At 64.9% G+C, this 21,405-nt stretch carries 19 protein-coding genes; 16 read left to right on the top strand and 3 right to left on the bottom strand.

Annotation, left to right across the window (positions count from 1 at the left end):
- Window positions 1-230: 230 nt before the first annotated feature.
- The gene (locus VM054_09195) at window positions 231-491 is read right to left on the bottom strand and encodes a hypothetical protein (protein ID HUT99236.1); all 261 of its coding nucleotides are present in this window, start codon (window positions 489-491) and stop codon (window positions 231-233) included.
- Between the two features lie 191 nt (window positions 492-682).
- Here VM054_09195 and selA point away from each other — a divergent pair, with 191 nt between their 5' ends.
- Window positions 683-1,834 (top strand): L-seryl-tRNA(Sec) selenium transferase, encoded by a 1,152-nt coding sequence (gene selA / locus VM054_09190; protein HUT99235.1) that lies wholly within the window; start codon window positions 683-685, stop codon window positions 1,832-1,834.
- Between the two features lie 122 nt (window positions 1,835-1,956).
- Here the strand turns inward: selA and VM054_09185 are convergent, their stop codons facing one another.
- Together VM054_09185 and menA are read right to left on the bottom strand one after the other, a co-directional pair.
- Window positions 1,957-2,976 (bottom strand): polyprenyl synthetase family protein, encoded by a 1,020-nt coding sequence (locus tag VM054_09185; GenBank protein ID HUT99234.1) that lies wholly within the window; start codon window positions 2,974-2,976, stop codon window positions 1,957-1,959.
- Between the two features lie 10 nt (window positions 2,977-2,986).
- Window positions 2,987-3,904 (bottom strand): 1,4-dihydroxy-2-naphthoate octaprenyltransferase, encoded by a 918-nt coding sequence (menA, locus tag VM054_09180; protein ID HUT99233.1) that lies wholly within the window; start codon window positions 3,902-3,904, stop codon window positions 2,987-2,989.
- 113 nt (window positions 3,905-4,017) lie between these two features.
- Between menA and VM054_09175 the strand changes: the two genes are divergently transcribed.
- From VM054_09175 to VM054_09105, 15 genes are all read left to right on the top strand, one after another.
- Complete coding sequence (locus tag VM054_09175; GenBank protein ID HUT99232.1) at window positions 4,018-4,977, top strand: PfkB family carbohydrate kinase; 960 nt, start codon at window positions 4,018-4,020, stop codon at window positions 4,975-4,977.
- Entirely contained in the window at window positions 4,974-6,035 is a 1,062-nt protein-coding gene (locus VM054_09170; protein HUT99231.1) for a hypothetical protein, read from the top strand. Before VM054_09175 ends, VM054_09170 begins: the two co-directional genes overlap by 4 nt.
- A complete protein-coding gene (locus VM054_09165) occupies window positions 6,025-7,308 on the top strand; it encodes a glucose-1-phosphate adenylyltransferase family protein (GenBank protein HUT99230.1) in 1,284 nt (427 codons plus the stop codon). Before VM054_09170 ends, VM054_09165 begins: the two co-directional genes overlap by 11 nt.
- A 15-nt stretch (window positions 7,309-7,323) precedes the next feature.
- Window positions 7,324-10,188, top strand: coding sequence for a hypothetical protein (locus tag VM054_09160; protein HUT99229.1), 2,865 nt, complete (start codon window positions 7,324-7,326; stop codon window positions 10,186-10,188).
- Window positions 10,181-11,011, top strand: coding sequence for a methyltransferase domain-containing protein (locus tag VM054_09155; protein ID HUT99228.1), 831 nt, complete (start codon window positions 10,181-10,183; stop codon window positions 11,009-11,011). Before VM054_09160 ends, VM054_09155 begins: the two co-directional genes overlap by 8 nt.
- A gap of 606 nt (window positions 11,012-11,617) precedes the next feature.
- The gene (locus tag VM054_09150; GenBank protein HUT99227.1) at window positions 11,618-12,664 is read left to right on the top strand and encodes an NUDIX domain-containing protein; all 1,047 of its coding nucleotides are present in this window, start codon (window positions 11,618-11,620) and stop codon (window positions 12,662-12,664) included.
- 43 nt (window positions 12,665-12,707) lie between these two features.
- On the top strand, window positions 12,708-13,145 hold the full coding sequence (locus tag VM054_09145; protein HUT99226.1) for a DUF3795 domain-containing protein: 438 nt from the start codon (window positions 12,708-12,710) through the stop codon (window positions 13,143-13,145).
- Between the two features lie 39 nt (window positions 13,146-13,184).
- A complete protein-coding gene (fba, locus tag VM054_09140; protein HUT99225.1) occupies window positions 13,185-14,120 on the top strand; it encodes a class II fructose-1,6-bisphosphate aldolase in 936 nt (311 codons plus the stop codon).
- Window positions 14,121-14,128: 8 nt separating this feature from the next.
- The gene (locus VM054_09135) at window positions 14,129-14,491 is read left to right on the top strand and encodes a hypothetical protein (protein ID HUT99224.1); all 363 of its coding nucleotides are present in this window, start codon (window positions 14,129-14,131) and stop codon (window positions 14,489-14,491) included.
- Window positions 14,492-14,508: 17 nt separating this feature from the next.
- Window positions 14,509-15,402, top strand: coding sequence for a conjugal transfer protein TraF (gene traF, locus VM054_09130; protein ID HUT99223.1), 894 nt, complete (start codon window positions 14,509-14,511; stop codon window positions 15,400-15,402).
- A 196-nt stretch (window positions 15,403-15,598) separates the two neighbouring features.
- Complete coding sequence (locus VM054_09125) at window positions 15,599-15,982, top strand: hypothetical protein (GenBank protein ID HUT99222.1); 384 nt, start codon at window positions 15,599-15,601, stop codon at window positions 15,980-15,982.
- A 65-nt stretch (window positions 15,983-16,047) separates the two neighbouring features.
- A complete protein-coding gene (locus VM054_09120) occupies window positions 16,048-16,980 on the top strand; it encodes a hypothetical protein (GenBank protein HUT99221.1) in 933 nt (310 codons plus the stop codon).
- Between the two features lie 224 nt (window positions 16,981-17,204).
- Complete coding sequence (gene accD, locus VM054_09115; GenBank protein ID HUT99220.1) at window positions 17,205-18,029, top strand: acetyl-CoA carboxylase, carboxyltransferase subunit beta; 825 nt, start codon at window positions 17,205-17,207, stop codon at window positions 18,027-18,029.
- Between the two features lie 48 nt (window positions 18,030-18,077).
- The gene (locus VM054_09110; protein HUT99219.1) at window positions 18,078-20,459 is read left to right on the top strand and encodes a putative LPS assembly protein LptD; all 2,382 of its coding nucleotides are present in this window, start codon (window positions 18,078-18,080) and stop codon (window positions 20,457-20,459) included.
- A gap of 115 nt (window positions 20,460-20,574) precedes the next feature.
- A complete protein-coding gene (locus tag VM054_09105) occupies window positions 20,575-21,369 on the top strand; it encodes a tetratricopeptide repeat protein (protein HUT99218.1) in 795 nt (264 codons plus the stop codon).
- Window positions 21,370-21,405: the final 36 nt, after the last annotated feature.

Here is a 21,405-nt window from a genome sequence, read left to right as displayed (position 1 = left end):
TCGGCCCGGCTCGGGGACGAAACGCCGATGGCGCCGGTGAAACCGAGCGCGGCCGAGAAGGCGACGGCGCAGAGCAAAAATGTTATCGTCCTGGTCATGAGGTTACCTTCTTCATTTTTGGTTTTTTACACGACTAAATTTATCTAGCACAAAAAATTAAAGCCGTCAAGGGCCACCTTATAAAATAAGGGGCCCCATCGGGACCCCTTTCACGAAGATGGAGAGCGGTGCTACTGGGTGACGGGCTCTTCCGTGGTCTCCGTGGTGGGCTCGGCGACCGTTCCGGCACCTTCCTCAGTCGGAGCTACCTCAGTGGTCGGCGCAACCTCGGTGGTTGTTCCCTCGGTCACTTCGGGGGTCACTTCCGGAACGACCTCTTCGGTGGTGGCGTTGGCGTCGGCTTCGGCATCTTTACTCTCGTCGCAACCGATGAGAATCAGTGGAACGATCGAGAAGGCGCCGATCAGCAGGGCGATGAGTAGTTTCTTCATTTCACTCCCTTTTGTGTTGACGGGTGTTCCCCGCCGAGAGATTTTCTCGGACGATCTGCCGCCCGAATTTTTTCTTTCGTTCTGTATCCTCCAGATACAGTTATCGTAGACTAACACAGCGAAGAGGCTCTTGTCAAGGGTTTACTGATTTTTGCATACTTGTCTAAGGTTTATCCGATCAAAGAGATGGTATGACCGGCGTAAAAAAAGCGTTCAATCTCACCGGCGTGGTCCTCCACACGGGCCTGGGTCGCGCCCCCCTGGCGGACGAGGTCGTAGCCGCCATCGTCGCCGCGTCTCGGGCGGCCGAGGTGGAAATTGACGTCCCGACGGGTGTGCGGGGCCGGCGGCAGGAGGCCGTCCGGGAGCGCTGCGAACGGCTGTTCGGCCTTCCCGGTTGCGCCTTCAACAACAACGCCGCGGCCACGCTTCTTACCCTGGCCGCCACGGCCGCGGGGCGCGAGGTCGTCGTAGGCGTGTCCCGTCTGGTCGCCATCGGCGGGTCCTTCGCCATGCCCTCGGTGATGCGCCAATCGGGCTGCACCCTGCGGGAGGTGGGGAGCGTCAACCGAACCACCGTCAGCGACTACGCCGAAGCGGTTGGGGAGAACACGGGTGCCATTTTTACGGCCCACCGTTCCAACTTCCGCCTCGAGGGCCGCTTCACCGAGCCGTCGCTCGTCGAGCTGGCGGAACTGGCGCATTCCCGCGGGCTCCCTATAATCTACGACCAGGGGTCCGGTCTGGTCCGGGAGGTCCCCTGGGCTCCGGGGGCGGAAGACGTGACGGCGGCCCTGAAAGCGGGCGTGGACATGGTTTGCTTCTCCGGCGACAAGCTCTTCGGCGGGCCCCAGGCCGGGATAGTCGTCGGTCGGGCGGACCTGGTGGAGGGCTGCGTCCGTCACCCCCTCGCCCGGGCGGTGCGGCTGGACAAGGTGGTGCTCGCCGGCCTGGCCGCGACCCTCGACTTTTACCTCGCAGGGCGGGAGGACGAGCTGCCCGCGTACCGCCTTCTTTCCGCCACCGGCGACGAGCTCTTGAAGCGTGCGGAGGCGCTGCTCCCCGAGCTCGAGCGCATCGGGGTCGGGCGCTGGGGGGTGCGTGTGGAGAAAACGGTTGGGCGGGCCGGTTCCGGGGCGCTGCCGCTGGTGGATTTCCCCTCCGCCGCGCTGGTGCTCACCTCCAATGTTGCGGGTGGCCGGGAGCTGGCGCGGGAATTTCGTACCCACGGGATCTTCGGGCGCGTGGAGGACGAGCGGCTCCTGCTGGACCTGCGCGCCCTGCTACCGGAGGAGGAGGGGGGGTTCCTGGCGGCGGTTTCCGCCGCGGCCCCCCGCCCGTAAAAAAACGAGGGGTCGTAAATGGGCCCCTCGGGAAAATCCTTTCCTCAGATGGCGACCCGCTCGGGCCGCCTTTTTTCCGTGACCGCGAACCGAGCGAAGCGAGCTATGCCCCCGGCAAACCCTCACACCTTCCGGGTCAACACCTCCTCGGCCAACTCCACGAGCACGGGCCCGACCTCGGGGTGGGGGTGCGACCGGGCGATTTCCCGGGCGCGTCGGGCGTAGCCCCGGGCGACCTGGGTGGCGTAGCCCAGCGAGCCGGTGCGATCCAGGAGCTCGGCGACCCGTTTTCTCAGGCCCCCGCCGTCCAGGCTCAGAAGGCCGAGGAGCTCGCGGCCGTGCTCGTCGTGGTGCAGGCCGTGGATGAGGGGCAGGGTCAGCCTCCCCGCGGCGAGGTCGTTCCCCTCGTCCTTGCCGGTGACCTCCCGGGCGCCGGCGTAGTCCATCAGGTCGTCGGTTATCTGAAAGGACATGCCGAGGTTGAAGCCGTAGCCGCGCATCCTCGCGACGGTCTCGCCCCCGCCGACCAGGAGGGCGCCCATCTCCCCGCAGGCGCCGAAGAAGCCCGCCGTCTTGCGGGCGATTATCTCCAGGTACTCCCGCTCCATGGGCTCGAAACGCACCGCGAAGCTCCCGCCGGCGTCGGGGCGGACGACGCGCCCCAGCCAGCGCGTCTCGTTGAGCTGCCTTATTTCCCCCTCGCAGAGGTCCGCCACCGTGCTCGCCAGAATGCGGACCAGGTCGGCCCTCCCCGTGGCGGTGATGAGATGGCGGATGGCCCGGGCGTAGAGGTGATCCCCCATCAGCACCGTAATCTGGTTTCCGAGGTCGGTGTGAATCGTGGGTACGCCGCGGCGCGTCGTGGACTGATCTATGACGTCGTCGTGGATCAGGGTGGCCAGGTGGACCAGCTCGCAGACCGCCGCCACCTCCACCGCCGTGTCCCGCGGGCCGCCGTCCTCTCCTCCGCCCCGGGCCGCGAGGAGGACCAGAATGGCCCGCAGCCGCTTTCCGCCGGCGGCGACGAGGCGGGACGCCATGGTGCTCACCAGCTCGAACTCGCCGGCGATTATATCCAGCAGCCGCTCCTCCAGGCGGAGCAGCTCGTCGTTCAGGAGGTCCTTGGCGGTGGCGAGTTTCACGGGTCGGGCCTTACAAAGGGATTAACACGGCCAGGGCGAAACCCAGGGACAGGGCCAGGTTGCCGGCCAGTTGGAGCTGCACCGTCTTCCCCTCGGCGGGCACGAGAGCCCGCGGCTGGTCGTAGTTCGAAAAAACGCCCCGGACGGCGCCGACGGCCAGCGGCAGCGTGAGGAAAACGAGGAGTGTCCAGTAGGGCAGTACGCCCAGCAGCGCCAGGACGAGCGAAGAGACGTACACCGCCGCGACGATGACGGCGAAGGCGGTCCGCGAGCGGCGGGCGCCAAGGCGGACGACCAGGGTGCGTTTCCCCACCGCGGCGTCGGCCTCGATGTCGGGAATCTGGTTCACCCAGATGACGCCCAGGATGAGAAAGGCGGCGGCGATACCGGCGTAGAAGGCGCCGGAATCGAAGGTCCCGGCCTGGACGTAGTAGCCGCCCAGGACCGGCAGGAGGGCCACGTCCAGGGCCACGATGAGCTCCCCCAGGCCGCGGTAGCCCAGCTTGAACGGCGGAGCCGCGTAGAAGAACCCGGTGACGAGGCCGAAGAGGCCCAGGTAGAGGACCCAGTTTCCCGGCGTCAGGAGCCAGAGGACCGCGCCGAGGCCCCCCGCGATCAAGAAACAAACCAGGGATACGAGGCCCACGGTGCGTCGGCTGACCAGGCCGTCCTGGATGACCCGGGAGCCGCCGTTGAAGGGGGAGTAGTACCGGTTGGCCTCGTCGTTGCCCGACACCGAGTCGAAGAAATCGTTGGCGGTGTTCACGCCGGCGTTCAGGGCGGCGATGCCCGCCAGGGAAAGGAGGAGCATCCAGGGATCGAGCGTCCCCGTCCGCCAGAGGGCCACCAGGTTGCCCAGGAGGGCGGCCGAGGTGGTGGCGGTGAAGAAAGGCGCCCTCAGGGTGCGAATGAGCAGTTTGAACGTCATGGGTCCCGATTCCGGTTGCGTCTGTCAAACAACAACGCACAATAGCATCCCCGCCTGGGGCTGTCAATGCAAGCCTTGCCTATGCGGCCGTCCGCCCTTATAATATGGCCGTGATGTCCGAGATGCCAAGTCCCCCGGAACGGTTGCTCGCGAAAATCGCCGGACGCGAGGTCCTGGTCGTCGGCGACCCGTGCCTGGACGAGTACCGCTACGGGCCGGTCGGCGCCATCGCCCGGGAAGCCCCGGTGGCCTGCCTCGACGAGAGGGAGCGGGTCTTTGCCCCGGGGCAGGCGACCAACGTGGCGGTCAACGCGGCCGCCCTGGGGGGGAGGGTGACCGTGGTCGGCGTCCTGGGCGACGATTCCGCCGGCGAGCGCCTGTCGGGCCTGCTCCGGGAGCGGGGCGTCACCTTCGCCGGGGTGATTTCCCCCGACCGACCCACCACGGACCGGCTCAAGCTGGTCGCCACGGAGCCGGACGCCCAACACGTCTTCCACTCGTACCACGAACAGAGGTCGCCGCTCGACCGCGACACCGCGGGGCGGCTGCTGGAGGCGGTCCGTGAAAGGCTGCCGCGGAGCGACGCCGTGGTCGTCTCCGACTACTCCAACGGCGCGGTTTTTCCGGAAATGATAGCCCTGGTGCGGGAATCGGGGCGGCCCTGGGCGGGCGATACGCGCAACCCCCTCGAAAACCTGGCCGGTGCGACCTGCCTGAAGCCCAACGCGCGGGAGGTGCGCCTCTGGGGGAGCACAGTCGGTTCGGAGGGTTCCGACTGGGGCGCACTCTGCGATCGCTGCCGGCGCGAGCTCGGTTTGCTCTGGCTCTGCCTGACCCTCGGCGACGACGGCCTCGAGCTCTACCACGACGGAGGTGTGGAGAAAACCACCGCTCTCTGCCCGCGTCATTTGGTCCGCGACCACACCGGGGCCGGCGACACCGTGACCGCGGCGCTGGGGCTGGCCCTGGCCGCGGGCCTGACACCCGCGGAGACGACGGCGCTCGCCTCCTGGGCGGCGGCCGACGTGGTGGCCCAGACGGGGACCAGCGTTCCCCGGGTATTTCACCGATGAGCCGCATCCTCGTTCTGGATTACGGCTCCAACTCCCTGCGCTGGCTCGTGGTGGACCGGGTGGACTCGCGGGGGACGGACGCGCCGTTGGGGCCCGTGGAGAGCGGCGGGCGCTCGACCGGGCTCGGCAGGCCGGGGGAGGACGGCCGTGTTTCGATGGAGGCCGTCGAAAACACGCTGGCGGCCACACGGGAGGCGATCGCACGCGGGCGTGAGCTGGGAGTAAACCGCACCCTGGCCGTCGCCACCCACTTCGCCCGCGAGCTGCCCGGCGTCGAGACTCTGGCGGACGCGCTGAAATCCCGCTGGGGCGTGGAGCTCACGCTCCTCTCCGGTCCCGACGAGGCCTGGCTGACACGGGTGGGGGTGGACGAAGGGCTACGCTGTCTGGACCTGGACGGGCGGGTGTATCTGGCCGTGGACGTGGGGGGCGGATCCACGGAGTTTTCCTGGTGGGGATGTGAGGAGACGAGGGGTTTAAACCCCTTGCCCCCAAAAGGCGGTCGGGAGCGCAGGCCGAGCCGTAGGTTAAACCTATTCACCCGATCCTTCCCCCTGGGGGCGATAAACCTCACCGGCCGTCATTTCCACACCGACCCTCCCGCGCCCGGGGAGATGGGGGAGCTCAGGGATGGTGTCCGGGCCGTGTTCAGCCGGTTGCCTATGGATACCCACGATTTACCCGTCGTCGCTTCCGGCGGCACGGCGACCGCCCTGGCGGCGCTGCACCTGGGCTTGAATGAGTATCTGCCCCTGGTCATCCAGGGCACGCCGTTGAGCCGGGGCGACCTGGCGGCGCTCATCGAACGCCTGGCGGGTGTTCCCCTCGCCGAACGTAAGCGGCTGCTGCCGACCGACGAGCGACGCGCGGAGATTATCGTCGCCGGGGCCCTGGTCCTCGAGACGCTCCTGGCGCACCTGGGCGACGACGGGCGTAGGCCGGGCCGTAGGTTAAACCTCCTGGTATCGGATTACGACCTGAAGCACGGGGCGGCTGTCGCCCTCGGAGGCGATAAACCGGCCACCTTACCCTCGAAGGGTTTCGGACATGGCACTTAGAACGCTGGCGGTGATACTGGCGGGCGGCAGGGGCAACCGGTTGGGGGTCCTGACCGCCAAGCGCACCAAACCGGCGGTGCCTTTCGGCGGCAAGTACCGCATCATAGACTTCACCCTCTCCAACTGCGTCAACTCGCTCATTTACAACGTCTGCGTCCTGACCCAGTACCGTCCCCACTCCCTGCAGTCCCACCTCGGTCGCGGGGCGCCCTGGGACCTGAAGCGATTTGATGGCGGACTCGTACTTCTGCACCCACACCCGGGCGGTGGGCTCGGCGGGTGGTACCGCGGCACGGCGGACGCCGTGTACACGAATCTCCCCTTCATCCGCTCCGTCAAGCCGGAGTTGGTTCTCATCCTTTCCGGCGACCACGTGTACAGGATGGACTACTCTCGCATGATAAAAGAGCACGTGGAGTCCGGCTCCGGGGTGACGATGGCGGCCATGGAGGTTCCCCGGGAGGACGCCCCGCGCTACGGCGTCATCGAGACAGACGCTTCGGGGAACGTCGTGAGCTTTTTAGAGAAGGTGCCCGACCCGCCGTCCAACCTGGCCAACATGGGCATCTACGTGTTCGACACCGCCCTCCTGGAGGAGCTTCTCGTGGAGGATGCGGGAAGGGACGACTCGGAGCACGATTTCGGTCGCGACGTGCTGCCGCGCTGCGTCGAACTTCAAGTTACGCGGAGCATACCCTTCCGCGCGTTTTTGTTCCGGGAGAAATACTGGCGCGACGTGGGGACGATAGAAAGCTACTGGCAGGCCAACATGGACCTCATCGCGCCCGTCCCCGAGTTCGACCTCTACGATGAAAAATCGAGGGTGCACACCCGCTCGGCGGAGGCCCCGGCGGTGAAGCTGGGCCGGGGGGCTCAGGTTACCGAAAGCCTGGTGTCCAACGGGTGCGTGGTGGACGGACTGGTCGCCCGGAGCATCCTTTCACCCTACGTCGAGATAGGCTCCGGAGCGGTGGTGCGCGACTCGATAGTCTTCTCCGGGACGGTCATCGAGGAGGGGGTCCAGGTGGACCACGCCATCCTCGACAAGGAGGTCATCGTGGGGGCCGAGAGCCTGGTGGGCACCGGCGACGACTTCACCTACAACCAGCGCTTCCCCTCGATCTACAACTCCGGGATGGCGGTCATCGGAAAGAACGCCGTGATTCCGCGCGGCACCTCCATCGGGCGCAACGCCTGCGTGTTCCCCGACGTCACCGACCCCAGGGCCTTCCACGACCGCGAGATCGCCTCCGGGGAAACGGTGGACGGGTAGGCTCAGAGTGTTTTAATGGAATCGGCCTTTCACGAACAGCCCTCCGCGACGGAACCGGCGCCCGAAACGAAGCGAAGCGAGTTAAGCTCCGGCAAAAAGCCCGGTATTTTTCGCCGCTTCCGCCGCGCTCTCGGGGCCGCTTACCACCGCCTCGGTCGCTTCCTGGCCGCCGAGTGGAGGCGGGAGCGTACCGAGTTCAAGGTGGACAAAGGCTTCCTGCTCCTCGGTCTTTTCGTGGCGGTCGTCCTCTTCCTCATCCCCGTTCCCTCCTTCGACGCCTTCGAGCTCGCCATCCCGTCCTCGGGGGAGGTCGTCCAAACCTCCATGCCGCTGGCCCAGGGCCGGCTTTTTAAAATCACGGTGAGCGGGGTTTACCGCTTCCGGTTCGGTGGCCTGGCCGACGCCCAGTTCGCCAGCGTGTCGGGCGAGTTCGACTCCCTGCGGCCCTCGGTGGTCCTGGGCGGTCGTCTATTGCGCGCCCAGCGGCTCGACCTGGAGAACCACCGCTACACCTTCTACGTGGCCGGCGAGGGAAAACCGCTCACGGCCAGCGTATACGACACCTGGAACAGGGGGTTCGCCGAGAACACCATCCCGTACTGGGACAACTCCGGCTACCTGGTGGCCAACGTGCGCGAGGCCGACCTCCGCTGCATCCCTACTCCTTCCGACGGCCCCGACCACCCCATCCGATACCACCTGGACCCCATCCCCGATCCCTCCGACCGGGTCACGTTGAACGTCTGGCGTCTTTCGCCTTCCCGCGAGCGTAGGCCGAGCCGTAGGTTAAACCTGGTCTTCTCCGCCGACACCGACGCGCCGGTGAGCGATTACGGGGACCGGCACCGCCTGGGACGCCTCGCGGTGAACGTCTTCCGGTGGAACGGCGTGGCCAACCAGGGTGAGTTCCGGGGGCAACCGGTTCCCTACGGGGATTACGTGGTCGAGCTTGTGGTGGAGTCGCCTGACGGCCGTTTCAGCACCTGCGACTGGAACGATGAATCGCGTTTGGCGCACCTTGCGGTCCTGCCTGGTCCGTACTCTCCCGACGGCCCCGACGGCGAGCCGTTCGTCCTGGTCGCCCTCACCGACGCCGATGGTCGTCCCCTCTTCGGCCACAAGACCCCTCGCGCCCTCACGCCGACGCTTGGCCCGGCGCGAATCGTCCTCGTGCGCGAGGATTTCCCCTGCCTCTACTACCAGCCCGGCGTGACCGACGCGGTAGGGTATGACAGCCCGGTTCTGGCCTACCTGAAGCGTCAGCTCAACCTGGCGCTCACCACCGCCGCCGAGATAGACGGCGCGCAGTTCGATTCCTGCCGTGATTCCTCCGGCCGCTTCGACGCCGAGCTGGTCCGTCTGCTCGCCGCCTTCCGGGAGCGGTTCCCCTATCCGGCGCCAACCGAGGAGTCCTTCCTGGCCCGTTACTCGAACCTGGGGGGAGGTCGGGAGGGGGGGGCGGTGCCCCGGGCGTATCTCGCCCGCGTCGTCGGCCCGGAGACCTTCGCCCGGCTCCAGAGCATCCGGTTCGAGCTGCCCGGTCTCCCCGGAAGGTGGACCCTGGCCGACTTCGACAACATCCCGACCTACGACGCGGACAACCCGTCCCGCAGCCTGTGGCACCGGTTCGTGGACATCTGCGCCAGGATAAATTCCGAGCGTCCCGACGGTCGGCCCCACCCCGGTTTCTTCTCCCCGGATGACCGCGCGGCCGGGTTGGATTACACCAAGCGCTACGACATCTCAGACGAGGCCTTCCGCGCCTTCTGCCTGGCGGTGAGCTACCAGGAGTGCGGCCTGATGCACGTGCTGGGCTCGGGACGCAGCTACCGCGCCGCCTACGGCCACGGCTCGGCCACGGGGTACATGCAGCTCACCGGCGCCGTTGTCAAAGGGGGGAATTACCTCCTGGAGTACGATGACGCCGGCGTCAGGCGAAGGGTACCCTTCGGCACCCTGCCCCAGGAAACGCGCTACGACCTGCGATACATCGCCGATTTGAACCTCCAGGTGGGCATCAGCTACCTGAAGGGGCTGTTGGCCGAGCAGAGCCGCTGGGGTTTCGACCCCCGTTTTCAGGACAACCTCCTTCCCGGCGGTTGCTTCGATTTCACCACCGAGTGGGCCAGTCTCCTGCGGCTGAAGCTGGCCGGGGCGATGTACAACGCGGGCCCCTACGGGGTCAAGGTCATCCTGCGCGACGTTTACTCGACGATTCCGCCGCCGCCCTCGGGGGTGAACGAGGCGGCGTACTACAGGCAGCAGCTCGCCGCGGCCGAGGCCGTCGGGCGCATCGAGGAGGAGCTCGCGGTGGAGGGGGTGACCGAGGAGGGCGAGATTATCCTGGAGCCCGAAGAAACACCGGTGCCCGCCGATTTCCCGTGGAGCGGTCCACCGGAGTTCGACATGGATTACCCCGGTCTGCCGGGGCTGGACTACTTCTTCGGCCCCTGCGGCGGGGACATAGAGCCTTTCCTCATCCGTTTCGCCTACGACCTCCGCCGGTACATCGCCGGGGAGTACCACTTCCCCTGCGAGAGCTACCCGGGCGGCGAGGAGCGGCTGTACCAGATATTCCGGATGCTGGGGCCGTTCTGGATAAACCGGGGCGCGGGCGGCGACTGGGCCCGGGCGGCGCTCATGAAGCTCGAGAAAGAGGTCATCGGTTACGTCGGCGGCATGGAGCGCAACGTCCCTCTGTTCTGGAAGTCCGGCGAGTATATTTTCCGCGAGCGGGCGTTCGATATGCTGGCCTCCCGGGGCGTCACGCGGGCCGAGCTGGCCGAAGAGGCTGAGATTTCCGGTGATGCCGAGCAGTTGGAGGAAGAGGCCTTCGTGGGCGAGGGGGCCGTGATTGAGGAGGAGGCCGCCCGTGAGTGACCGATCGGTGATTTCGCTGTTCCGGGATGAAGAGGTGCCGCGCTACGACCTGTCCCGGGCGCCGACACTCGTCCGCCTGCTGGACGACCGGCTGCCCGAGGTGGACGACGACCTATGGCGGCGCTGGGGCTCCTTTCAGGGCGAGTTCCTCGACTGGACCCGGGAGCAGGCCGGGGTGAACCGGGAGTACGTCGCCGAGAGTATCGCCCGCCTGGCCGAGCTCTTCGATCACCGGGGGCCTCTGAAGGGGGACGTCCTGGACGTGGGCGGCGGCTGGGGGCTCTTGCGGATGTGGTGGAGCGCGGGCGGCGATTCCCTTTTCGTCGTCCACGACCCCGCCCTGGAGCGTTTCCTCACCGGACCCCCGCCCGTCTACCGGGAGCTGTACGGCGGGGCGCTGGAACGTCCGATGACCTTCGTGGCCGGCTTCGGCGAGGAACTGCCTTACCGGGACGCGGTTTTCGACGAATTCGTCTGCGCCGCGACGCTGGACCACGCCCTGGACCCCCGGCGGGTGCTCGTCGAGGGGCGCCGCTGCCTGAAGCCGGGCGGACGCGCGCTGGTCATCCTGCACTGCACGGGGCTTTCGGGTGAGGAGAGAACGCTCCGGAGGCCCTTCGGGAAACGTCTGGGCTCCGCGCTCCGGCATCCCCTGCGGTCGTTCAAACGGCTCCTGCGCGGGTCGAAAGACCACCACCTGCACCACTTCACCGCGGAGGGGCTGACCGCCCTCATGGAGGAGGCGGGCTTCACCGGGGTCGAGGTCCGCCCGTACGGCGAGGGGTCCGGCGCCCGGGCCTTCCTCGCGCACAGGCCGGAGTAGCAACTGACTTAGGACTTGACGCGAACACATCAGTAATCCATACTCTTTCTGTGATTATCCCCGGACGGGTTTATCCCGTGCCGGTAATAGGTCGCCGGGGAGCTTTTAGCTCTCCGTATTAGTAGGAGACTTGATGCCTTCATTGCAAGTTTAGGTGTATGTTGATGCGGCGTCTCTTTCGATATTTGGGTGAACGACTCACTCCAACGCCTGCAATTTACAATGACCATCGGCGCAATTTTTTTGCGGCCCGCGGAGGGGTCATCCCGCGGAGTCGCCTTACAACTTATTGTGTCGCATCACATATTCGACCTCCTGCAGTCCGCCGTATCGCCTCCTCAACCAGGGGCAAGGCAGCTTAGAGAAATTGCTGCCGTGGCGGGACGGCTCGAAACCAGCCGTTCATGTTAGGAGACCTTTTAAAAGGTAGGTTTTAGCTTTGCACCGGCGCTGTCACGGTTTTTGCTTAGCTCGTTACCTCTTGAATATTCCTGCGTTGTCTTGTAGCAAAAACACGTGCCAGCGCCTACCTCATCTCCAATTCGTGCGTTTTACCACGCATAGCTCGCTTCGCTCGGTTTTCGAGTTATTAACAGGTCTCGATTCGTGAAGTACAATCCTAGTTCCGCCTTCAACGTTCCCTGCCGGCCCGGACCGATGAAAATCCGCCACCGGGTGGCGGGCATCATCGCCCGCGGCGACGGGCTCCTCGTCACCGGCTATGAGCTGAACGGGGGGCGTTTTTACAGCCTTCCCGGCGGGGAGCAGCGTCCAGGCGAGACCGCCGAGCGGGCCCTCGCGCGGGAGCTCGCCGAGGAAACCGGCTGCAGCTCCGAAGTCGGCCCCCTGGCCTACGTCGCGGAAACCTTCTTCGCCGACCCCTACGACGCCCGGCCGATGCACCTCGTCGGCCTCTACTTCCACGCCGAAATCGAAGGCGAGCCGAAGCTGGGTTTCGCCTCCCCCGAGGCTCCCGAGGCGCGCATTATGACCGAGGTCCGTTTCCGCGACCGGCGCACCCTTCCCGACATCGCCCTCTACCCCGTTGGCTTGGGCGATACGTTGATCGCGGATTGGGGCCGGGACGCGCCCGGCCGTTATCTGCGCCTGCCGGCCACCGAGAACACGCTGTGGGATTGCGTCACCGGTACACTGCCCCGACCGGAGGGCGGGATTCGATCCCGGGGAGTGGGTGTGGTGGTGGAGGATGGGAAGGTCCTGGCGACCTTTTACGGCCGCGATTGGTCCCTGCCCGGCGGCGCCGTGGAGCCCGACGAGCTGATCCCCGAGGCGGTGGCCCGCGAGCTGGCGGAGGAGACGGGTTTAATCGTCGAGCCGCAGCGCCTCCTCTTCGTCAACGACAACTTCTTCACCGACCCGGTCCGGGCGCCGGAGATGCAATCTACGGGCCTTCACGAACTCGGTTTCTACTGGCTGTGCCGCGTCGTGGGCGGGGAGTTCGACCCCGGCCCGCACATCGAGCGCTCCGGGGAATTCGAGGAGAGCATCCGGCATTATTGGCGGACCCTGGAGGAGTTGCGCGGCCTTCCCCTCTACCCGAAATGGCTCGCGGCGGAGATCGAGTGCGGGGTGCGTGAAGGCTGGCCTACGGGGGCGAGGCACCTCGTCTCCGGGGACGCCCTGGCCCGATGAAAACCGCCGTGGTATACTTGACCACACGTTGAGGAGGAGGCCCGTGGACGAGCAGATAGGTTACTGCGGCTACAACTGCGGGTCGTGCGCGGCCCGGTCCGACGACCCCGCCGTCCGGCAGAGGCTGGTTGACGGCTGGCGCAAATATTTCGGCCACCAGAACTACACCGCCGAGAACGTCCGCTGCGACGGGTGCCGCGCCGACGGCCGCCTGGCCGACAAGAACTGCAAGGCCCGTCCCTGCGCCGTCGAGCGGGGCGTGGAAAGCTGCGCCCTCTGCGGTGATTTTCCGTGCGACAAGGTGCGGCCTCTCTTCGCCACGCGCGAGGGGATGCTGGTCTTCCCTTACCCCGCCACCGCCGGCATCACGCGGGAGGAGTACGACCTGTGCATGAGGCAGTTCGAGAGCCTGCCCCGGCTGGTGCGTATTCTCGCCGAGGCCGGCAGGCTGCCCGGTTGGTTGAAGGACGGGTCGCTTTAGCTTCTCACACCACTTCCCCATCCTCCCCCGGAGGTTGACATGCCGCTTTTTACGAACGACCGGCTGATGCGCGTGGGCTACGAGAAAGGTTTCGCCGTCGGGGCCTTCAACATCAACAACATGGAGATTCTCCAGGGCATCGTGGAGGCGGCCAAGGCGGAAAGCTCCCCGGCCATCATCGCCGTGAGCTCCGGGGCGATGAAGTACGCCGGGGCCGCCTACCTGGTGGAGATGGTGAAACTGGCCGCCTTCGAGACCGGGCTCCCCTTCAGCCTCCACCTGGACCACGGCAAGGATTTCGCCGCCTGCGTCCAGGCGGTCAGCGCCGGGTTCACCAGCGTGATGATTGACGCCAGTAAGCTCACCTTCGAGGAGAACGTGTCCGCCTCGAAAGAGGTCGCCGGGATGGCCCACGCCTGCGGATGCTCCTGCGAGGCCGAGCTGGGCCGCCTCCAGGGCATCGAGGAGCACGTCCAGGTGAAGGAGGGCGAGGCGATTTTCACCGACCCCGACGAGGCGAAGGACTTCGTGGAGCGCACCGGCGTGGACTCTCTCGCGGTGGCCATCGGCACCAGCCACGGGGCGTACAAGTTCAAGGGCGAGCCGAAGCTGGACTTCGACCGCCTGGCCGAGATAAAAAAGCGGGTTCAAGTTCCCCTGGTTCTCCACGGTGCCAGCGCGGTGCCCGACTGGGTGCGGGAGCGGGCCGAGAAGTTCGGCGCCGAGCTCGGCGGTAGCAAGGGCGTCCCCGACGAGGCCGTATCCAAGGCCGTCACCATGGGCGTGGCCAAGGTCAACATAGACACCGACATCCGCCTGGCCATGCTCGGGGCCATCCGCGAGGTTTTCGCCACCGACCCCAAGGAGTTCGACCCGCGCAAGTACCTGGGCCCGGCCCGCGAGGCCGTCACCAAGGTCGTGCGGCACAAGATGCAGCTTCTGGGCTCGGCGGGCAAGGCGGGCCTGTACCGGTAGGTGAAAAAATGCGAACCGCCGCGGCGATGCTCGTCCTCATTTCTGCTTTCGCCTGGGCCGACGTGGGAGCGGCTCCCCCCGTCGCCTACGCCTACCCAACGCCCTGGGCCTGCGGCGACGGCGAGCTGACCCTCCGCTTCGAGGCCGGCGAAGCGCTCTCCTCCCCGCCCGTGTTCGTCGTCGTGGACCTCGCCGGGGAGGAGGTCGTCCGCGTTCGGGACTCTCGGACGAGGGTGGTCGAGGAAGGTAATGTCTACGAGGTCGCCTGGGATGGGCGCAACGCTGCCGGGCGGCTCGTGGCCCCGGGGACGTACATCTGTTACGTGCAGGGCTTTCCGGAAACGGCCTTCCGCTTCATCGTGACGCGATGAAAGCCAGGTTGCTCACAGTGCTCTTGGTCTTATCGTGCGTCTCCGTCCCGGCGGTGGAGACGTACGAGTTTGAGAGCTGGGCCGTGGGGGCGGTGGGGTTCGGCTGGGCGGGCTTCGGCGCGGCCCTCGCCGGTCCGGGTGAATACTTGATAAACCCGGCGGGACTGGGAAACGCCCTGCGGACCGAAATTGCCGGTACATACGTGCCGGCTTTCGAAGACCGCCTCACGCCGTGCTTCGGCGCTTCGTTTATCAAGCCGATGCGCACCGAATCGGCCTCTTTGGGTGAAGAGCGAACATTCGGGACCCTCGCCGTTTCTCTGTATAATGCCGATGATTCAAATTATTGGTTGGCGCAATATAATCCACGTTCCAATTGGACGTATAAAACAGATTCCCTCGCCTGCGTCTCCTTCGGCAGCCGGGCCAACGATCTCCTGGCCTACGGGCTGAACCTGAAGGTCCTCGCCGTCGAGAAGGACGGGCGCGCCGACTCGGGCTTCGGTCTGGACCTCGGCGTGCAGCTCTACCCGGGCGATTTCCGCGTCGGGCTGGCCGTATCGAACCTCATCCCGCCGGGCATCAGCCTCCGCGACGAGCGCTCATACACCGAGCAGGTCGTCCGCCTCGGCTCCGGGTACTCCCTGGAAGGCGTACTCAACCTCGCCGCCGAGCTGGAGTATGCTCTATCCACGGACAGGCTCGATTACGGCCTGTGCGCCGAGGTCGTCCCTCTGGAGCGGGATGATTTTCGCATCGCCCTGGGCGGCGGCTACCGCGCCCTAGAAAAGCTCTGGGGCGGGTTTTTGAGCCTGCGTGTCGGCCTGTTCGAGGCGGCTTGCGCCGTGCAGCTCGATGTGAGTGGATTCACGACCTCATGTTTGAGGTTTTCATTCTCACCGGATATCTGACGGAAGGGTCGGCTGGAATCGGTTGAAAGAGGCCGTACGCAGGGACGACGGGCGGGTGTCGTTCCACTTGTGGCCGTGCGGGCGGCCGGGACGACCCAGTCGCTCTTGTATTAACGAATGATGCGTTGAGAAGCCCTCCTTGACGGGGTGGTTTCCCCCGCCTCCCCGCTTTCCCCCCCGCGACGCCGGAGGGATAATGAAACGAGCCCTGGGCGTTCTGACGGCGTTGGTGCTCCTCGCTCCGGTGGGCGCGTACGCCAACATCGGCACCCTCGTTTACTGTTACGCCTATCCGGTGCCCTGGTCGCCCGCCGAGGGGCCGCTGACCCTGCACTACGAATCGGGTGGAAGCTCCCCGCCCACCTTCATCGTCGTGGACACCCTGGGCGAAGAGGTGATCAGCTTGGTCGGGGCGAGGGTGAACGGCGGGCGGTCCGAGGGAGTCTTTGGCGATTATGATGACGTCGCCGTCTTCGAGGCGAACTGGGACGGGTGCAACGCCTCCGGTCATCCCGTGAATGCGGGGACCTACCTGTGCTTCGTCCGGAGCCGGATTTTCCGGTTCATCGTGGTCCGATGAGAGGGGTCGCGTCCCCGGCGTAATCGAGATGGCGCGGCCGTAACCCGTAGATAGGTAGTCCGGCGGTGACGAATTTGCACCTCCAGCTCGCGGCCCTGATCGTTCTGACGCCACTCGTCGCCTGGTGCGGTGGTGGTGAGGTTTATCCGGTGGAGGAGCTGGCAGGCGGTTCCGTTTACCTCGGCATGGCGCGGTTCGGCGTCGCCCTGGCCGGGCCCGGTGAAGCGGCGGTGAACCCGGCGGGCCTGGCCTACGCCGAGAGCTCGGATATCATCGGCACCGTGACCGCGGCGCCATATTTGAACGACGCGCTCTACGCCTGCTTCGGCTTGAGCATCGTCAAACCGATGCGCGCCGAGTCGGCCGCCCTGGAGAAGGTCACGACCCTGGCCACCCTCGGCGTCAGCCTGAACCAACTGGACCAGGGAACCGTTCGGGGGCGCGACGGCGAGGGAAATCGGACCGGCCGTGAATACCACACCGATCAATCCCTGGCCTCTATCTCCCTGGGAACACAGATCGAGGGTCTCGGCGCCCTGGGGGTCAACCTGAAGGTTCTGACGGTCAACACCGGGGAACGCGCCGATTCGGGCTTCGGCCTGGACCTGGGGCTGATGCTTCGTCCGGGCGGCCTGCGGGTGGGCTTTTCCGCCGTCAACGTCATCCCGCCGGGTGTCTCCCTGGCCGGCGAGCGCACCACCGCCTCGCTGGTTCTGCGCGCTGGCTTGGGTTACGAGCTTTTCGGGTTCATCACCCCCACGGTCGAGGCGTTCTACGTACCCGATGTGGAGTCATACCGCTACGGGTTCAACCTGCTCGTGGTCCCCTGGTCCTCCGAGCTGGGGCGCCTGGCCGTGGGCGGGGGCTACGATGTCGAGAATGAGCGCTGGGGCGCCGTGTTTTTACTCCGCATGGGTTTCATCGAAGTGGTTTATACGAGATACGAGACGGGTATCATCGGTTTGAGCCACAGTATCCGGTTGGCTTTCTCCCTCTAGCTCCGACGCCCTGAGGTGAAGTTATGCCCCGGCGAGTCGGACCGAGCGAAGCGAGCTATGCCTCTGGCAAACCGAGCTATGCCCCCGGCAAAAATCCTGCTACAATCGCAACGAAGCGAAGCGAGTTATGCCCCGGCAAAACGAGGTTATGCTCCCCGGCGAACCGAGCGAAGCGGCAAAAATGCCCCCGGCAAATCACCCCGATACACGACGAGGTGCGGCTCATGATTGAGCGGACCGAGGAACGCCACGGGCCGTCCGTCCCCACCGGGCTGATGCTCAAGTGCTCCAGCTGCGGCGAGACCCTCTACTCCAAGCAGCTCGAGGAGAACCTCTTCGTCTGCCCCAAGTGCGACTTCCACCACAAGGTCCCCGGCCGGAAGCGCATCGGCCAGCTTGCGGATGAGGGAAGTTTCGAGGAGCACGACACGGGCCTCAAGACGCTGGACCCCCTGCAGTTCGTGGACCGCAAGCCTTACTCCCAGCGCATCGCCGAGACGATGGCGAAGACGGGGGAGACCGAGGCGGTCATCTGCGGCCTGGCGACGATTGACGGAATCAAGGTTTCGCTGGCGGTGATGGACTTCACCTTCATCGGCGGCTCGATGGGGACGGTGGTGGGGGAGAAGGTGACGCGGTCGCTGGAGCGGGCGCTGAAGCTGAAGGTCCCCCAGGTGACGGTGTGCACGTCGGGCGGGGCGCGGATGCAGGAGGGCATCCTGTCACTGATGCAGATGGCGAAGAGCTCGGCGGCCTGCGCCCGTCTGCGCGAGGCCCGGCTGCCCTACCTCGTCGTCCTCACCGACCCGACCACCGCCGGGGTGATGGCCTCCTACGCCCAGTTGGGGGACGTGCACATCGCGGAGCCCGGTGCGCTGATGGGCTTCGCCGGCCCCCGGGTCATCGAGCAGACCATCAAGCAGAAGCTGCCGCCGGGGTTCCAGCGCGCCGAGTTCCTCCAGGAGCACGGCTTCGTGGACGTGGTCATCGGACGCCACGAGCTCCGGAACACCATCGTGAAGCTGCTGCGGCTCTTCGGGGCCGGATAGACAAGCGGGGCGCTGCGGCGCCCTTTTTTCCCACTTCACCTGCTCGTCATGCGCAAGGCCCTCTTGGTCAGCCTCGTCTTTTTCACACAGCTCGCGGCCCAGGGGCTCGAAATTCGTTTCGCCCCGCGGACGGTGCCGCCCGTCCCCGTCGGTCCGGCGGTCCTCGACGAGGAGCCGTCCGCCTCGGCCCTCGCCGCCCGGCGGGAGGCCGACGAGCGCAACGACTTTTTCTTCGTGGATTCCCTCACCGCCGGGGAGCTGGGCTTCGCCGTGGACGCCGAGACCGGCTGGATCGAGTACCGCATCGCTGAGGAGCGGCTGATACTGAACGTCAACGCCCGGGTGGCCTACGACGAAATGCGGCTCTCCGCGGACACGGTGGTTTACGAGGGGGCGTCGGGGGAGGTGGAGGCCCTGGGCGCGCCGGTGCTGGTCGAGGGCGACGAGCGCGTGGACGGCGAGCGGATGCGCTACAACTTCGACACCGGCCGCGGCATCGTGTACCAGGGGCGGACCGGCCTGGAAACCGGCTTCGCCACCGGCAAGAAGCTCAAGCTCCAGGGGGAGGAGGTCATCCACATCGCGGACGCCACCTTCACCACCAGCGTCCGGCCCGAAGACCCGGAGTACCACTTCTGGTGCCCCCAGCTCAAGGTCTACGCCGGGGACAAGGTGGTGGCTCGACCGGTGGTGCTCTTCATCGGCCACGTCCCGGTGATCCTGGCGCCTTTTTACTACTACCCCCTGGGCCACGACCGGCGCTCCGGCTTCCTGGCCCCCCGGCTGAGCTACCGCGCACACCGCGAGTTCCGCGTCCGCAACGCCTACTTCTGGGCGATAAACGATTACGCCGACGGCACCTTCGCCCTGGACTACGACACCACCCACGGCTGGCGCCAGGAGATGGAGGGGCGCTACCTCTACGGCACCGAGCGCGGGATGAACTGGCTCCGCATCATCCACGACGAGGACCGCCTGCGGAACAAGGAGCAGTGGAGCTTCACCGGCCAGCACCGCCAGGACCTGCCCTGGGAGGTGGACGGCCTCTTGAAGCTGACTCTGCGGAGCGACCGCTTCTACGACCAGTACTACTCGGAGTACTTCGAGGAGCGGACCCAGCGCGACCTGGACAGTTTCCTCTCCCTCTCCCGTTCCTGGGAAAACTTCTCGGCCAACGCCAGCGTGGACTACAACGCCACCCTCATCAGCGAGGGGGGTGAGGAAGTGGAGAGCCCTTACATCACAGAGGACCAGAGCGCACCCGGCCCGGCGACCTGGACCGTCCCCCGCCTGAACCTGGGCATGTCCCAGACCGAGCTCTTCGGCTCGGGGGCCTTCCTCTCCACGCGCTTCAACTACTACAACCGCCTGCGCGAGGGGACCATCCCCTTCCGCACCGCCGGCCTCGACGCGCACGTTTCGCGGCCGTTCAGCCTCTTCCGCTGGTTCAAGTTCTCCCCGTACCTGGACGGAAGCCTGGACTGGTACCGCACCGCCGCCGACGGCTCCACCGATCTCGTCCAGCCGCTCTACTCGGCGGGAGTCGGTGGCTCGACCCGTATCTACGGCCTTTTTTACCCCGGTGAGGACGAGCTCCGGCACGTCATCGAGCCGAGCGTGAACCTTACCTGGCGGCCCGGCATAGACACGGAAAACGTGCCCTCGGGCGGTCGGACCCAATCCCCCTCCACCATCCTCACCCTGGGGCTGACCAACCGCTTGAAGCTGCGCCACGGCGGCGGCCTCGAGCTGGACACCGACGCAGCCGAGGATTACAGCACGTCCGGTCAGGCGGTGGAGCTCCTGCGCTGGGACCTCTCATCGGGATACGTCCTCGATTCCCCCGTGCCGGTGGAGCAGCCCTGGAGCGACCTCGTCAGCCGCGTCTATATCACGCCCGTATTCGCCGACTGGTACGACTCCCAGGTCGTCGTCCAGACCCGGCACAACCCGTACACCTGGGACACGCAGAGCTTCGACCTCTCGGCCACCTTCGCCGTTTCCGGGGGCGGCGCCATGCCCCGACTCGAGGACAACGAGTACGAGGAGCCCACCGACGATATTCCCGGCTACGAGCCGCTGGATACCGAACCGCCCCGCGACGAGCTGGAGAAGCGCATCGAGAGCGGCTGGCGCGTCGGGCTCACCTACGACTACACCATGGCCCGCTCCGGCAGCCAGGACATCCACTTCCTCGGCCTCCAGGCGATTCTGAACCTCACCGGCAACTGGCGGCTGTCGTACTCGACCTCGTTGGACATGGTGGGGGGGGATTTCGTCCGGCAGACTTTTTCCATCTACCGGGACCTGCGCTCGTGGGAGGCGCGGCTGCGGCTGGAGGAGAGCCGCGGGGTCATCACCATCTGGTTTTTGATAGATATCAAGGACATCCCCGACATCCGCATCGAGGGCCGCCCGAGCATCTATTAAAGCGTAAATGGCTAACGTAGGGGCCGACCTTTAGGTCGGCCTGTTTCGTTGAAGTTTTTTCTTGACAGCTACGGAGGGAGGTAACATTATAATCTATAAAGAAAGAGGTGAAGAAATGAAGAAAACCATGATGACGATTGTATTCATCAGCATGGTCGGTTTAATCGGCTGTGAAGATGAGGACATGATTAACGAGAATAAGGAATTGAAAGCCCAGGTTAATGATTTAAAAGGACAGGTTGCAGCATTAGAGGAAGAAAACGCTAAATTAAAAGAAACGGCTGATTATCATTACCAGCAAGGTGTCGATTTCCAAAACGCTGGCGACTGGAACAATGCGAAAATCGAATTTGAAACGGTGATAAATAAGTATCCTGAAAGTGAACTTGTCTTAAAAGCAAAAAGTAAATTGAAGGAGACAATTGATAAACTTGCTGAAATAATATTCAATGATGCTGTTGGTCTTATAGAAAATGAACAGTGGACTCAAGCTAAAGCTAAACTTGAGATGCTTATAGAATCATACCCTGATAGTTCTTACGTTGGTAAATCGAGAAGTAGGATTAATTCAATTGAATATGAGTTAAGGTATATAGCTAAGTCTGAGGATGAAGCAATAGCTGAGTGGAAAAATTTTAGAAATAACGAAAACGCTATGCAGGGTACAATTACAACTTGGAGAGTAGAGGTAAAGTATCGTAAAAGCCATGAGTATCTCGGCGGAGGTGGTAATTACCTCTGTTCTTTAGAAGGTAACTATAGTTATCCTGTTTTAGTTAGGTTTGAAAAAAGTCCAAATAAGGGTGATTGGTATAAGGTTACAGGTAAGCTGTGGTATGTAACAGATGATGGAGAAGTTCAATTTGAAGATGTTGAAAAGCTTGAAAATATAGGTTATATAGAGAAATAAGCGTAGTAATATATATAAGTGATTGTCCATACCTAC

The sequence above is a fragment of the bacterium genome (assembly GCA_035528375.1).
Lineage (GTDB): Bacteria > RBG-13-66-14 > RBG-13-66-14 > RBG-13-66-14 > RBG-13-66-14 > RBG-13-66-14.
The sequence above is the reverse complement of the archived record's forward strand: the minus strand, read 5'-3'. Positions and strand labels throughout refer to the sequence as shown.